The 15,131-nt window shown below is 66.5% G+C and carries 12 protein-coding genes; 5 read left to right on the forward strand and 7 right to left on the reverse strand.

Going from position 1 to position 15,131, the window contains the following annotated elements; translation table 11 throughout:
- The first annotated feature begins 48 nt into the window (after positions 1 to 48).
- The 3 genes from R2N03_RS08970 to R2N03_RS08980 are packed head-to-tail and all read left to right on the forward strand — an operon-like array spanning position 49 to position 6,012.
- The gene (locus R2N03_RS08970) at positions 49 to 3,255 is read left to right on the forward strand and encodes an efflux RND transporter permease subunit (protein WP_316657281.1); all 3,207 of its coding nucleotides are present in this window, start codon (positions 49 to 51) and stop codon (positions 3,253 to 3,255) included.
- Positions 3,248 to 4,561 (forward strand): efflux RND transporter periplasmic adaptor subunit, encoded by a 1,314-nt coding sequence (locus R2N03_RS08975; protein ID WP_316657282.1) that lies wholly within the window; start codon positions 3,248 to 3,250, stop codon positions 4,559 to 4,561. Before R2N03_RS08970 ends, R2N03_RS08975 begins: the two co-directional genes overlap by 8 nt.
- Positions 4,558 to 6,012: an efflux transporter outer membrane subunit gene (locus R2N03_RS08980; protein ID WP_316657283.1), complete on the forward strand. Its 1,455-nt coding sequence runs from the start codon at positions 4,558 to 4,560 to the stop codon at positions 6,010 to 6,012. Before R2N03_RS08975 ends, R2N03_RS08980 begins: the two co-directional genes overlap by 4 nt.
- 3 nt (positions 6,013 to 6,015) lie before the next feature.
- Here R2N03_RS08980 and R2N03_RS08985 read toward each other — a convergent pair whose 3' ends face one another.
- Entirely contained in the window at positions 6,016 to 6,945 is a 930-nt protein-coding gene (locus R2N03_RS08985) for a hypothetical protein (RefSeq protein WP_316657284.1), read from the reverse strand.
- Positions 6,946 to 7,396: 451 nt separating this feature from the next.
- Between R2N03_RS08985 and R2N03_RS08990 the strand changes: the two genes are divergently transcribed.
- The gene (locus R2N03_RS08990; protein WP_316657285.1) at positions 7,397 to 7,753 is read left to right on the forward strand and encodes a RidA family protein; all 357 of its coding nucleotides are present in this window, start codon (positions 7,397 to 7,399) and stop codon (positions 7,751 to 7,753) included.
- A gap of 13 nt (positions 7,754 to 7,766) precedes the next feature.
- Entirely contained in the window at positions 7,767 to 9,017 is a 1,251-nt protein-coding gene (locus R2N03_RS08995; protein WP_316657286.1) for an NAD(P)/FAD-dependent oxidoreductase, read from the forward strand.
- A gap of 1 nt (position 9,018) precedes the next feature.
- Here R2N03_RS08995 and R2N03_RS09000 read toward each other — a convergent pair whose 3' ends face one another.
- The 6 genes from R2N03_RS09000 to R2N03_RS09025 are packed head-to-tail and all read right to left on the reverse strand — an operon-like array spanning position 9,019 to position 15,079.
- Positions 9,019 to 10,497, reverse strand: coding sequence for a M81 family metallopeptidase (locus tag R2N03_RS09000; protein WP_012430861.1), 1,479 nt, complete (start codon positions 10,495 to 10,497; stop codon positions 9,019 to 9,021).
- Positions 10,498 to 10,517: 20 nt separating this feature from the next.
- Entirely contained in the window at positions 10,518 to 11,780 is a 1,263-nt protein-coding gene (locus R2N03_RS09005) for a Zn-dependent hydrolase (RefSeq protein ID WP_012430862.1), read from the reverse strand.
- Entirely contained in the window at positions 11,777 to 12,490 is a 714-nt protein-coding gene (locus tag R2N03_RS09010) for an ABC transporter ATP-binding protein (RefSeq protein ID WP_012430863.1), read from the reverse strand. Before R2N03_RS09010 ends, R2N03_RS09005 begins: the two co-directional genes overlap by 4 nt.
- Positions 12,487 to 13,257: an ABC transporter ATP-binding protein gene (locus tag R2N03_RS09015; protein ID WP_316657287.1), complete on the reverse strand. Its 771-nt coding sequence runs from the start codon at positions 13,255 to 13,257 to the stop codon at positions 12,487 to 12,489. The genes R2N03_RS09010 and R2N03_RS09015 overlap by 4 nt, the downstream gene beginning before the upstream one ends.
- On the reverse strand, positions 13,254 to 14,222 hold the full coding sequence (locus tag R2N03_RS09020) for a branched-chain amino acid ABC transporter permease (RefSeq protein ID WP_012430865.1): 969 nt from the start codon (positions 14,220 to 14,222) through the stop codon (positions 13,254 to 13,256). Before R2N03_RS09020 ends, R2N03_RS09015 begins: the two co-directional genes overlap by 4 nt.
- On the reverse strand, positions 14,222 to 15,079 hold the full coding sequence (locus R2N03_RS09025) for a branched-chain amino acid ABC transporter permease (protein ID WP_316657288.1): 858 nt from the start codon (positions 15,077 to 15,079) through the stop codon (positions 14,222 to 14,224). The genes R2N03_RS09020 and R2N03_RS09025 overlap by 1 nt, the downstream gene beginning before the upstream one ends.
- Positions 15,080 to 15,131: the final 52 nt, after the last annotated feature.

Genomic DNA, 15,131 nt, shown 5'->3' on the forward strand with positions numbered 1-15,131 from the left:
CCCGTGCCCCAACCAACGCATCGCGCCTCGCGGTTCTGAAACGCCTCCATGTGGATTGTCCAACTCGCGCTGCGAAGGCCGCTGACGTTCATCGTCCTCGCCCTGCTGATCCTGCTGGCGACGCCGTTTACGCTGATGCGTACGCCCACGGACATCTTTCCGGAAATCGACATTCCGGTCGTCAGCATCATCTGGAATTACAACGGCCTGCCCGCCAAGGAGATGGCCGACCGCATCGTGTCTGTCACGGAGCGCAGCCTGACGACCACCGTCAACGACATCGAGCACATCGAGTCGCAATCGTTGAACGGCATCTCGATCGTCAAGGTGTTCTTCCAGCCGACGGCCAATATCCAGACCGCGCTGGCGCAGATCGTTTCGGTGTCGCAGGCCCAGGTGCGGCAGTTGCCACCGGGGACGACGCCGCCGCTGATCATCAAGTATTCGGCGTCGAGCATTCCGATCCTGCAGTTGGGCCTGTCGAGCAACACGCTGTCGGAGCAGGAACTCAATGATGCGGCGCTGAACTTCCTGCGCCCGCGCCTGATCACGGTGCCCGGCATCGCCGTGCCGTTCCCGTATGGCGGCAAGAGCCGGCAGATCACGGTCGATCTCGACACGCAGAAGCTGCTGGCGCAGGGCCTGACCCCCGTCGACATCGTCAACGCGGTGGGCGCACAGAACCTGATCCTGCCGGCCGGTACGCAAAAGATCGACGCTACCGAATACGGCGTCACGCTCAATGGCACGCCGGGCAGCATCGCCGCACTCAACGCCATTCCGGTCAAGACCAGCAACGGCGCCACGCTGTACCTGGGCGACGTGGCCCATGTGCGCGACGGTTTCTCGCCGCAGACCAACGTGGTGCGCCAGGACGGCCAGCGCGGCGTGCTGCTGTCGATCCTGAAGAACGGCGGTGCGTCGACGCTGGATATCGTCAGCAACATCTACAAGCTGCTGCCCACCGCGGCTGCGGCGCTTCCGCAAGACATCAAGATCACGCCGCTGTTCGATCAGTCGCTGTTCGTGAAGGCAGCGATTGAAGGCGTGATTCGCGAGGCGCTGATCGCCGCGTGCCTGACGGCCGCCATGATCCTGCTGTTCCTCGGCAACTGGCGCAGCACGGCCATCATTGCCGTGTCGATTCCGCTGTCGATCCTGTCGTCGATCATCGTGCTGCATCTGCTGGGCGAAACCATCAACCTGATGACGCTCGGCGGCCTGGCGCTCGCGGTGGGGATCCTGGTGGACGATGCCACCGTCACCATCGAGAACATCGAGCGCCATCTGCACGAGGGCAAGGAGCCCATCACCGCCATCCTGGACGGCGCGGCCGAGATTGCCGTGCCGGCCTTCGTGTCGACCCTGTGTATCTGCATCGTGTTCGTGCCGATGTTCTTCCTCACGGGCGTGGCGCGTTACCTGTTCGTGCCGATGGCCGAAGCGGTGATCTTCGCCATGCTGGCGTCGTATGTGCTGTCGCGCACGCTCGTGCCGACGCTGGTGATGATGCTCATGACCGGCCACACGCAAGACGCCACGAAAGCCGACGCAAAACCAGGCACGTTCGGCCGCATCTACCGGGCGTTCAACACGCAGTTCGAGCACATGCGCGGCAACTACGCCGCCGTCCTCGGCGGGTTGCTGGACCGTCGCCGCGTGTTCGCACTGTCGTTCCTGGGCTTCTGCGTGGCGTCGTGTGCGCTGTTCCTGGTGCTCGGCCGCGATTTCTTCCCCGATGTGGATGCGGGCCAGATCCGACTGCATATGCGGGCACCGTCGGGCATGCGCATCGAAGAAACCGCACGCCTGGCCGACGAGGTCGAAACCGCCATCCGCGAAATCATTCCGAAAAAGGAACTGTCGACGATTCTCGACAACCTGGGCGTGCCGAACTCCGGGATCAACCTGTCGTACAGCAACGCCGGCACCATCGGCACGCTCGACGGCGAAATCCTGATCGCGCTACAGGAAGGCGAGCGCAAGCCCAGCGCTCAGTACGTCCGCCGCCTGCGAGAAGAACTGCCCAAGCGCTTCCCGGGCGTGGAGTTCGCCTTCCAGCCTGCGGACATCGTCAGCCAGATCCTGAACTTCGGCCTGCCATCGGCCATCGACGTGCAGTTCTCGGGCGCCGACGTGGCCACCAACAAGCAGCTCGCGGGCATGCTGGCCAACCGCATCAAGCAGATTCCGGGGGCAGTCGATACACACGTGCACCAGCGCTTCGACCAGCCCACGCTGGCCCTGAACATGGACCGCACCCGCATCCAGCAGGTGGGCCTCGAAGGGCGCGACGTGGCGCAGAACCTGCTGGTCTCGCTCAGCTCGAGCTTCCAGACCTCGCCCACGTTCTGGCTCAACCCGATCAACGGCGTGGTGTACCAGGTGGCCGTCACCAGCCCGCAGTACCGCATCGACTCGCTCGACGCACTGCTGCGAACGCCGGTGGCCAGCTCGCGCGGTGGCGCCGCACAGGCAGGCGGCCCGCAACTGCTGGGTAACCTCGTGCAGGTGAGCCCTGCCGTGCAGCCGCAGGTCGTCTCGCATTTCAACATCACCCCCGTGGTGGACGTGTACGCCGCCGTGCAGGGCCGCGACCTGGGCGCCGTCGCCAAGGAAGTGCAGAAGGCCGTCGATGACATCCGCCCCAAGCTGCCGCGCGGCGCGCAGGTCACGGTGCGCGGTCAGGTGAAGACGATGGAATCGTCCTTCATCGGCCTGGGTGTGGGGCTGGTGATGGCGATCGTGCTGGTGTACCTGCTGATCGTCGTGAACTTCCAGTCGTGGATCGACCCGCTCATCATCGTGACCGCCCTGCCGGCCGCGCTGGCGGGCATCGCCTGGATGCTGTTCGTGACGGGGACCACGCTGTCGGTGCCATCGCTCACAGGCGCGATCATGACGATGGGCGTGGCGACGGCCAACTCGATTCTGTTGATCTCGTTTGCGCGTGAGCGATTGGCCGAAGGCATTGCGCCTGTGCAGGCCGCGCTGGAAGCGGGTGCCACCCGCCTGCGCCCGGTGCTGATGACGGCCCTGGCGATGATCATCGGCATGGTGCCCATGGCGTTGGGCCTGGGCGAAGGCGCAGAACAGAACGCGCCGCTGGGGCGCGCGGTGATCGGCGGTCTGCTGTTTGCGACCGTGTCGACCCTCTTCTTTGTTCCGGTGGTGTTTGCCAGCTTACACAACAGATTGCAGCGGCGCGCCGCCCGGCGTAGTCACGATTTGCGGGGAAGCGAAGGACATGTCTGAGCAAACATCCGGTGCCCATTCCGGGGCGCACTCTGGACACTTGGCGGACGGCCCGCCCCACCACGTTGTCACGGTGGACCCGATCGAACAGGTGGACCGCGGCCCTGCCATGCGCCGCGCACGCTGGGTCGTGATGGTCGTGGGGGTGCTCCTTGCGCTGGGCGCTGCGCGCACGCTGGTCGGCCGCTACGACAACGCGCACGCACTGGAGCGCCAGGTGAACGCGCAGACCAGCCGCTACGTCACCACCATCGCCCCCAAACCGGCTCACACCACTCGCGAACTGACGCTGCCCGGCACGCTGCAGGGCTATGTTGAATCGCCCATCTATGCGCGCACCAGCGGTTACGTGCTGCGCTGGTTCAAGGACATCGGCGCCCACGTCGACAAGGGCGAAGTGCTGGCGCTGCTCGACACGCCGGAAGTCGACCAGGAACTAAATCAGGCACAGGCCGCACGCAACCAGGCCGCCGCACGCAAGGCGCTGGCACAGACGTCGCTCACGCGCTGGCAGAACCTGCGCCAGAAAGACGCCGTCTCGCAACAGGAGCTGGACGAGCGCACCAGCGCCGCCAACCAGGCCCAGGCCGACCTGGCCGCTGCGGAAGCCAACGTGCGCCGCCTGCAGGAGCTGCAAGGCTTTCGCCGGGTGGTGGCGCCGTTTGCGGGCGTGGTGACCAAGCGCAATGTCGATGTCGGCGCGTTGGTCAATGCCGGCAATGCGGGCGCCAACCGCGAGCTGTTCACGCTGGCGCAGACCGATCCGCTGCGCATCTACCTGTATGTGCCGCAGGCCTATTCGCAGCAGGTGAAGGTCGGGCAGGATGTGGCCGTGACGCTGGCCGAACTGCCGGGCCAGACCTTCCACGGCACCATCGCGCGGGCCTCCGGCGCCATCGACGCCACCACGCGCACCCTGCAGGTGGAAGTGCAGTTGCCCAACAAGGACGGGCGCCTGCTGCCCGGCGCCTATGTGCAGGTCGCCATCCAGGGCACAGCCGGCGGCGACGCAGCCGGCGCCAGCGCAAAGGCAGATGCACCGGTCGCATTCACGGTGCCGACCAACACGCTGCTCTTCCGCAAGGAAGGCCCGCGCATCGCCGTGGCAGAAAACGGCCACGTCGACCTGCGCCCCGTCACCATCGGACGCGACTACGGCCGCACGGTGGAAGTCATCTCCGGCCTGAAGGCGACGGATGCGCTGATCCTCAACCCGGCCGATTCCATCGAGCAGGGCGAAGCGGTCACCATCGTCACGCCGGCCCCGGCATCGGCGCCAGCGGCCTCCGCGCCACACGCATCATGATCCGCCGACCGCGGCTGCACACCACCGCGCTGGCGGCCTCGTTGATCGTCTCGCTGGCCGGCTGCTCGCTCGCGCCGACCTACGAGCGCCCCGCCATGGACGTGCCGGCGCACTGGCAAACCGAAGCACCGTGGCGTGCCGCGCAACCCGCCGACGCCGCGCCCAAAGGCCCGTGGTGGCAGCGCTTCAACGATCCGCAGCTCGACAAGCTGATCACGCAGGCGCTGGCGCATAACCAATCGCTCAAGGTCGCGCTGTCGAACCTGGAGCAGGCGCAGGCGCAGACGCGCGTGGCGCGTGCCAGCCTGCTGCCGACCATCACGGCCAACAACAACGACTCGCGTACGCGCACGTCGTCGGAACGGCCGCTCTCGTCGTACACCAGTCCGACCATGTCGACCATCCAGAGCGATTTCGTGCTGCGCGCCGACGCGAGTTACGAAGCCGACCTGTTCGGCCGCGTGCGCAACACCGTCGCCAACGCGGCGGCGAGCGAAGAACAGGCCGGCGCCAATTTCGAGAACTTCCGCCTGCTGCTGGCCGCGCAGGTCGCCACCACCTGGTACAACCTGCGCGAGACCGATGCGGAAATCGCCGTGGTGCAGGAAGGGCTGGCGTTGCAGCGCAAGGCGCTGGACTTCGTCACCTCACGGCATCAGGATGGCGTGGCTTCGGGCCTCGACCTCGCGCAGCAACAGGCGCTCGTCGACAGCACCGCCACGCAGGCCGAACTGCTGACCAGGCAACGCGCGCAGTATGAACACGCGCTGGCGACGCTGGTCGGCACACCCGCTCCCGCCTTCCACATCGAGCCGACGCCGCTCAAGGGCACGGCACCGCAGATCCCTGTGGCGCTGCCGTCTGACGTGATCGAACGCCGCCCCGACGTGGCCGCCGCAGAGCGCGGTGCCGCTGCCGCGAACGCACAAGTTGGCGTGGCACGCGCGGCGTTCTTCCCCAGCGTGATGCTCAACGGCGGTGCCGGTTGGGAAAGCCGCGATCTTGCGCTGCTGTTTTCTGCGCCCACGCTGCTGTGGTCGTTCGGCACGCAGATCGCCCAGACGGTGTTCGACGCCGGCCGCACGGGGGCGCGCGTGGACATTGCCAATGCGGCCTATCAGGGTGCGATCGCCAACTACCGTCAGACGGTGCTGGGGGCGCTGCAGGAAGTGGAAGATGGACTGGCCGGCCTGCAATCGCTGGACCGTGCGGCAAACCAGGCGCGCCATGCCGTGGAAAGCGCCCGCAAGGTCTACGACATTGCCAGCGTGCGCTACGAGGGCGGGCTCGCCACCTCGTTGGACGTGATCACCGCGCAGCAATCGCTGCTGAACAACCAGCGCACGGCGGTGCAGATTCTCGGCCAGCAGATGACGACGAGCGTGTTCCTCGTCAAGGCGGTGGGTGGCGACTGGAACCAGGCCGCAGCCGCGCCGACGGCCGCGCGGTAGACGTCAGGCAACGCGGCGCAGAAAACCCGCGCCAACAAAGAGGCCCCCGAGCCAGCTGAGCGTGAGCGCCACGGCAACGAGCAGTTCAAGCAGATCGGTGCCGTTGCCAGGCACGCGCAGCGCCAACGCAATCACCGCGGCCATCAGCACGCCGGCGGCCAGCAGGCTTACCAGCAGCGCGCCCAGCCCGGTCGACAACGTGCGCACGACCGGCGGATGCACATGCGCCGGCGGACACAGTTCTGACATGCGCGCACGCACATAGGCCGCCGTTCGGGTGCCGTCGGTGGCATCGGCGTGATGCCGCATGACGTGCATCCAGGTTTGCGTATCCAGCACGCCGGAAGTCAGCTCCTGCGCTACCCGGCGCAAGGCCGCGCGCTCGCGTGCGTGATCGGTGGCGTCGGTCGGCGTTTCATTCGGGGCGGACTTGTCGAACACCGCGGGCGCGGCAGAGGGGTCGGTGGTACGCACTTCGTGCCGGTAGGTCACGCGCGCGCGGCGCGAATGCCAAACGTATGCTGCCGTGCCGATAAGCAGCAGCGCCTGCGCCGTCAGTATCAGCGTGGTCGGCACCTGCCCCGCCGCGCCGCCGGACGCCAGAGTCGTCCATCCCTCGATCGTGCTGCGCATGGCCAGCGTCGCGAACAGCTGACACAGGCAATAGCCCAACCAGACCAGCGGAAACCAGCGCACGCGCAAGAACGCGAGCGCGATCAGGCCCAGCGGAAAAGCCAGCCAGGCGAGCACGAGCATCGGTTTGACCCGGCCCGCGTCAGCACCGCCCACCATTACCGTCATGGCCATCGCCAGTGTGACCACCAGCGCAGGCAGGGTATTCAGCCACAGCAGCGTAACGAGCCAGCCGCGTACGCCGTAGAGCCGGTGAGCCCGTGCACGCGCCAATGAGATCGCAGTCCAACGTTCTTGCATGAAGCTCCCCGTCCGGGTCCGCCATGCATTGCGCGGGGCGCGGCATGGCTCCTGAATTTTGGCGATTGTGTCATCGGGGCAAAGGGCGTGGCCCCCTCTGGAGTGGGGACTCCAGCACTTTGTCACTCATGTCTCGACGAATCTAATGCTGGCAAGGGGTTGCGAGTCATTAGTTGTTCTTAATTCAGATATTGAAATGATTGACTGTTGTTTCGATGCCGCCAGCCAGCGGTGCAGTTGCTCTTTTCCGCCACGCCGGAATACAACGGACAATCGCTCGACGCGCCCGGCAAGACGAGCCCGGGTGGCGCGCGTTGCCGGGCAGGCCATCCGCGCCTCCCACCACAAAGTCCTGCCTCATGATGAACAGCCCGCGATGCAGGACGCGCGCTACGCAAGTCGCGCGGCAGGGCTACCATCCCTGTTCTTCTCACTTTGCTGGCAATACGACATGACCGACATCCAACGCTTCCACACCAACGCCCGCATGAGTCAGATCGTGATCGCCAACGGCATCGTGCACCTGGCCGGGCAAGTGCCCCAGATCGACTTCAAGTCGGTCACCGAGCAGACCAACAACATCCTCGAGCGCATCGACGCCCTGCTGGCCGAAGCCGGTGTGGACAAGACGCGATTGATTTCCGCCAACATCTGGCTGACCGACGCCAAGCACTTTGCGGAGCTGAACGCCGCGTGGGAAGCCTGGGTGCCGGCCGGCCACGCGCCCACGCGCGCCTGCGTGCAGTCGGGCCTGATGCGCCCGGGCATCGATGTGGAAATCGCCGTCACGGCGCTGGCCAAGGGTTAAGGAGCCGGCCGCCATGCGCTTTGACACCCTTGTGCTGGGCGCCGGCATTGTCGGCGTATCGGTGGCGGTGCATCTGCAAAAACGGGGACGCGCCGTCGCCCTGGTGGACCGCCGTGCGCCGGGCTTTGAGACGTCGTTTGGCAATGCCGGGCTGATCCAGCGCGAGGGTGTGTATCCGTATGCGTTCCCGCGCGACCTGTCGACGTTGTTGCGTTATGCGAGCAACACGTCGGCGGACGTGCACTACCACCCGGGCGATCTGCCCCGGCTGCTGCCGTTTCTGTGGCAATACTGGCGCAACTCGCACCCCGCGCGCCACGCGGCGATTGCGCGTGCGTATGCGCCGCTCATTGCGCACAGCGTGAGCGAGCACCGCGCGCTGGCCGAAGCCGCCGGCGCCACGCGTCTGATCCGCCCAAGCGGCTGGATCAAGGTGTTCCGCAATGCCGCCACGCAGGACAAGGAAACCCGCAACGTCGAGCGTTGGCAGCGCGAATACGGTGTCGCGTTCGAAGTGCTCGACCCGGCGCGCCTGCGCGCGGCGGAGCCTCATCTGGACACATCGCTGCTGGGCGGCCTGCGCTATACGGAAGCGGATTCCGTGAGCGACCCCAACGCGCTGGTCACGGCCTACGCGAAGTACTTCGAGCAACTCGGCGGCCGTTTCTTTGAGGCCGATGCCAACACGCTGACGCCCAACGCGCCGTGGCTGCTGCAAACCAAGGAAGGCGAGCTGCGCGCGGACAATGTCGTCATCGCCATGGGCCCGTGGGCGGACGTCATCACCTCGCGCCTGGGCTACAGCCTGCCGCTGGCCGTCAAGCGCGGATACCACATGCACTACGCGCCCGCGCCAGGTGCGCAGTTGAACCATCCTGTGCTCGATGCGGACGGCGGTTATGTGCTGGCACCGATGGCACGCGGCATCCGCCTGACCACCGGCGCAGAACTCGCGCACCGCGATGCGCCAAAGACGCCCGTGCAGCTCAACGCGGTGGAGCCCGTCGCCCGCAAGCTGTTTCCCCTGGCCGAGCGGGTGGATGCAGAACCGTGGATGGGCGCGCGCCCCTGCACGCCCGACATGTTGCCGATCATCGGGCCGGCGCCGCATCATCCAAGCCTGTGGTTCGCGTTCGGCCATGCACACCACGGCCTGACGTTGGGGCCAATTACCGGGCGCTTGATTGCGGAAATGATGACGGGCGAGACATCCACCGTGGATGTTCGCCCGTTCCGTGCGCAACGCTTCTGGGAAGACCGCTAGCTCAGCCCAGCGCCGCTTCCGCATCCAGCGGAAAGACTGGCCGCCGCACCTTGGCAAATGGAAAGCGCGCGTAGTCCGAGCTGGTGACGCCGCCGCCGTCGCACTCCACCACGGCTTTTGCGATCGGCACGAATACCGGCCGGCAGTACATGCGCGACTTCAGCAGCACGAAGCGCGCGGCACGTGGGTCCACACCGATGTGCGTGAAGATGCCGAGGTCCCAATGCTCCTGCGGCGTCTCGGTGACGACAATCTGCGCCGCGCCGATGTCGAGCAGCGCCGTGCGGCCCATGCGGATACGTTGCCCGGTATAGGTGGGACCCGTGATCGTGTATTCGCCGTCGCTGATGGCGACGACCTTGCCCGTCAGCGCGCGCGGCACCGGGTAGATGCCCAGTTGGGTGAGCGGCACCTTGTCGCCTATGGGCAGCGTGACCGTGGCACCCTCGCCCGCCTCGATCATCGCCGCGACGGCTTCCGGATCGCACACCGGCCCGACGGCGATGCCGCTCAAGCCTTGCTTCAACGCTTCGTGCAGGACGTGCATGTCGTCGCACGTGCCGCCGGACATGCAGTTGTCGCCGTGATCGAGCAGCAGCACGGGGCCGCTGCCCGGCGCGTCCGCCACCCTGGCTGCGCGCGCAATCGATTCGGTCAGCGGTTCGGAGCGGTAGACGAACCCTTCGCGATCAGCCCAGATGGCATCGGCAATGCGTTGCGCCGCAGCGTCGGCAGCGTGCTTGTCGCCGTTGCCGACCACCACGATGGAAAGGCACGGCGCGGCTATGTCCGCCAGCCCGAACCCGGCCAGGATCGACACGGCCAGCATGCCGTCCTGCTCGGCCTGCCTGGCCAGCGCCACGGCACGGTGCATCGCGCCTTCATCGGTGCGGCTGCGCAGCGTGTGCGTGACCAGCGGCAAGCGGCGCCATGCCAGCACAGGGTTCGCACGCCCGGCCAGCTTGTCGAACAGCAGGCGGCCGGCGTGCTCGCCGGTTTCGTACATGTCGACGTGCGGATACGTCTTGAAACTGACGGCGATGTCGGCCAAGTCGATGAACTTCTGCGTGAGGTTGCCGTGCAGGTCCAGCGCGACGGCAATCGGCACATCGGGCACGACCGCGCGCAGGCGTTCGAGCAGGTCACCTTCACCGTCGTCGCTGTTCTCCGCGACCATCGCGCCGTGCAGGTCGAGCAATAGCGCATCGCACCCGGGCGCAACCGCGACAATCGCGTCGCACAACGTGGTGTACGCGTCGGCTGCCACGCGCCCGCTGGGGTTCGCACCGGCAACGACGGGCACGACGATTTCCGCACCGGCCGCCTCGGCCAGATCGATGAACGCACCGGCCGCCGTGCGCGTGCCCTTGGCGGCGCGATAAGCGTCATCGCCGTAATGCGGATGGAACGATGCCAACGGCGTCGGCACCGGCGAGAACGTGTTGGTCTCGTGGTTGAAGCGGGCGATCAGGATACGCATGGGGCGGTCGGGTGGTGGTGTCAAACGCGGCCGGCGGCCTGCAGCATCGCGTGCAGCAGCACGTTGGCCCCGGCTTCCAGATGTTCGGGGCGGGCGTCTTCGATCTCGTTGTGGCTGATGCCGTCCTTGCACGGCACGAAGATCATCGCGGTGGGGGCCACGCGGGCAAGGTAGACCGCGTCGTGGCCTGCGCCGCTGATCACATCCATCTCTGACAAGCCCAGCTTGCGGGCTCCGCTGCGCACTGCGTTCACAAGCGTGGCGTCAAACGGCTGCGGCGGGAAGTAGACGACCTGGCGCAAGGCGATATCGATGCCGCTGCGTGCGCGCAGTTCGGCCACTGCCTCATGCAGTGCCGCGTCCATGTCGAACAACATCGCATCGTCGGCGGCACGAAAATCGATCGTCATCGATACTTGGCCCGGAATCACGTTGCGCGAATCCGGATGCACGCTCAGGCAACCCACCGTGGCGCGCGCATGCGGCGGGCGCTCCAGCGCGATGCGGTTGGCAATGCCGACCAGTTCTGCCGCGGGCAGCAACGCATCGCGGCGCAGCTCCATCGGCGTGGGGCCGGCGTGCGCCTCCATGCCGGTCAAGACCACGTCGTACCAGCGCTGGCCGAGCGCGCCCGTCACCACGCCGATCGTCGTGGCGTGGGCCTCTAGCACCGGCCCTTGCTCGATATGCGCCTCGAAGTAGGCCCCGACGGTTCGGCCGCCCACCGGCTCGCTCCCCGCGTAGCCGATGCTGCGCAGCGCCTCGCCCACGGCCACGCCGTCGCGGTCTTGTGCGGCCAGCACGGCGTCCAGCGCAAACTCGCCGATGAACGCGCCGGAGCCCATCATCACCGGCACGAAGCGCGAACCTTCTTCGTTGGTCCACACGGCCACTTCGATGGGCGCTTCCGTTTCGATGCCCGCGTCGTTGAGCGTGCGCACGACCTCGATGCCGGCAAACACGCCGTAGTTGCCATCGAACTTGCCGCCGGTCGGTTGCGTATCGATGTGGCTGCCCGTCATGACCGGCGGCAGCGCATTGTTGCGCCCGGGGCGGCGTGCGAACAGATTGCCGATGGCATCGACGCGCACGGTGCACCCGGCAGCCTTTGCCTGCGCGACAAAGAAGTCACGCCCCTGGCGGTCGAGATCCGTCAGCGCCAGGCGCCGCACGCCACCCTTGGGCGTGGCGCCGATGCGCGCCTGCTGCATCAGGGTGTCCCACAGGCGCGCGCCGTTGATACGGAGTTGAGTCTCTGTCGTCATCATTTCTCGCGAGTTCATGCAGCCAGGCCGACGCCAAGGTAGCGGTCCTTGATGGCGTCGTCGGCGCGGAAGGCTTCGTTGCTGCCGGTGTAGACCACACGGCCCTGTTCAATGATCACGTGGCGGTCAGCGAGCTGCGTGCAGACCTCGAGGTTCTGTTCCACGAGCAGGATGGATACGCCCGCCTGCTTGATGACCTTCAGCTGCGCGACGATCTCTTCCACGATGACGGGCGCCAGACCTTCGACCGGCTCGTCGAGCATCAGCAGACGCGGATGGTTCATCAGCGCGCGGCCGATGGCCAGCATCTGCTGCTCGCCACCGGATAGGTTGGCGCCGCCGTTGCGCCGCCGCTCATGCAGGCGCGGGAAGATGCGATAGATGTCGGCCAGCTGCCACGGAGAATCCCGCCGCGCGCCGAGCTTGAGGTTCTCTTCCACCGTCAGCAGCTTGAAGATGCCGCGATGCTCGGGCACGAGGCACAAACCCTGCGCGGCAATGCGATGCGCCGGCTGTCCGGCAATGTCCTTGCCCCGAAAGCGCACCTGCCCACGCGGCGTCACCACACCGGCGATCGTCTTGAGCGTGGTCGACTTGCCCGCGCCATTGCGGCCGAGCAGCGTCACGAGTTCACCCTCGCCCACCGATAGCGCCACGCCCTGCAGCACGTGGCTCTTGCCGTAATAGCCATGGAGGTCTGCAACGTCGAGAATCGCCGTCGTCGTCATTTCTTGCCTCCCGTGATCATGTTGCCGAGATACGCGGCGCGCACGCGTGGGTCCGCTCGTACGGCGTCGGGCGTGCCCTCCATGAGCACCTTGCCCTGCTGCATGACGGTGATGGTGTCGGAGATGTCCATCACGATGTCCATGTTGTGTTCGATCAGCACGACGGTGTGGTCCTGCGCCAGGCCGCGAATGAGCGTCTTCATGGCGGGCAGGTCGTCCACGCCCATGCCGGAAGTCGGTTCGTCGAGGAAGATCGCGCGCGGATTGGCGGCCAGCGCCATGCCGACTTCCAGCCGACGCTGCTGACCATGCGAGAGCGCGGCGGCCGGCGTGTCGGCCAGGCGCGGCAATTCAAGGCGATCGAGCACGCGGTCGACCGTATCGCTGCAGGCAAGATCGCCCTGCGGCAGGCGCCAGCCGTGCATGGCACGGCGCGGCGTGGTGCCGAGGGCAGCGAGGCGCAGGTTCTCGCGCACGGACAGGCTCGGGAACAGGCTCGTCACCTGGAACGAACGCGCGATGCCGCGCTGCACGCGCTGGTAGTCAGCTTCACGCGTCACGTCGTGGCCATCGAAGACGATGGTGCCGCTGGTGATCATGCGCGTGCCCGTGAGCATGTGGAACAGCGTGGTCTTGCCCGCGCCGTTGGGGCCGATGACGGAGTGGACCGTGCCGGGCATCACACGCAAATCGACGCCGCCCAGTGCAGTGAACTTGCCGTACTGCTTGACGATGCCGGTGGCTTGGAGGATGGGCGTGGTGGTCATGCGCGCTCCTCCTGCACCGCCGGTGCGTGACGCGGTGCACGCACGCGTTGCCACAGCCTCTGGCCGAGCCCGAACAGCCCGCGCTGCATGAACAGGCTCACCGCAATCAACAGGAAGCCGAGCAGCATCAGCCAGCGCGGCCACAGGCTGGAAAGCCAGTCCGACAGCAGCACATAGAACGCCGCCCCCAGCACCGAGGCAAACACGTTGCCCGTGCCGCCGATGACGGTCATCACCAAGATCATTTCGCTGACGTGGTAGTCGATATTGGCGAGCGGCGCGATGCCCGTGAGCATGGCGTGCAGCGCGCCGGCCAACCCAGTAACGGCACCGGAGATGACAAACGCGAGCAGTTTGAAGGCGCGCACGTTGTAGCCGACGGCGAGCGCACGTTCTTCGTTGTCGCGGATCGCCAGCAGCGTGCGGCCGAATACCGATTCCGTCACGCGCTGCACGAGGAAAAACACGACAAGGAACAGCACCGCGACGAACGCGTAGAACGCCCACGGCGACGCCGCAAACGCCGGGCGCGGAATGTCGAGCAGGCCGTTATCGCCACCCGTGAGCGATGGCGTGGTGTAGGCCAGGAAATAGAACATCTGCGAGAAGGCCAGCGTGAGCATGACGAAGTACGTGCCGCGCTGGCGGATGGCGAACCACCCAACCACCGCCGCCACGATTGCGCCGACAACCACGGCCAGAACAAGCGCCACCGGCATCGGCAGCGCCAGTTGCGTGAGACCGATGCCCACGGCATAGCTGCCGAGCCCGAAGAAGATGCCCTGCCCGAACGACAGCAACCCCGTGTAGCCGAGCAGCAGGTTGCAGGCCATCACGGCCATCGCATAGACGAGCACTTCGGTGGCCAACGTGCCGGACGTCAGCACCAGCGGCAGCAACAGCGTCACGCCCAGCGCCAGCCACCAGAAGCGGTGACGCGACAATCCCTGGAATGCGGCTTGCATCATCCCCTCCCCAGCAGGCCGTGCGGGCGCAGCAGCAGCACGGCCGCCATCGCCACGTAGATCATCAGCCGCGCGCCCTCGGGCCACAGCGTGCTCATCAGGCTCTGCACGATGCCGACCAGCAGGCCGCCGACCAGCGCTCCCGCAAAACTGCCCATGCCGCCCACCACCACCACCACGAAGGCGACGCCGAGTGCCTCCACCCCCATGAAGGGCTCCGCGCCGCGAATGGGCGCAGCCAGCACACCGGCCACCGCCGCCGTGGCCGCACCCAGCGCAAACATCAGGCTGAACAGGCGAAACACGTTGATGCCGAGCAGCGACACCATCTCGGTCGATTCACTGCCCGCGCGCACCGCGCTGCCCAGGCGCGTGCCCTCCAGCAGCCACCACAGCCCGAGCGCCAGCACGGCGGTAAAACCGATCACGAAGAGGCGATATTTCGGATAGACGAAATCGCCCCACATCACCACGCCCTGCAGCGCGTCGGGCGTCGGCACATCCACGCCCAACGGCCCCCACGCGACGATGATGAGTTCCTGCACCACCAGCGCCAGCCCCACGGTGACGACGATGTGGAACTCGTGCGCCTGCGCATACACGTGGCGCAGCAGCACCTTCTCCGTCACCCAGGCAAGCGCGCCGATGACGATGGGCGCGAGCACAAGCGCCAACCAGAAATTCATGCCTAGTTGCAGGGCCTGAAAGCAGAGATACGCACCGAGCGCATAGAACGCGCCGTGGGCGAAATTGACGAAGCGCAACAGCCCGAAGATGATCGACAGCCCCACCGCCAGCAGGAAGTAGAGCATGCCGATCCCCACGCCGTTGACGACCTGGAGCAGGTAGACGTTCATTGCGTTGACCGAAATGGCACTCAGGAAGACAAGCGCCCGCGCTTCAGTGGCC

Origin of the sequence: Ralstonia condita (assembly GCF_958405655.1) — a bacterium.
Taxonomy (GTDB): Bacteria; Pseudomonadota; Gammaproteobacteria; order Burkholderiales; family Burkholderiaceae; genus Ralstonia; species Ralstonia condita.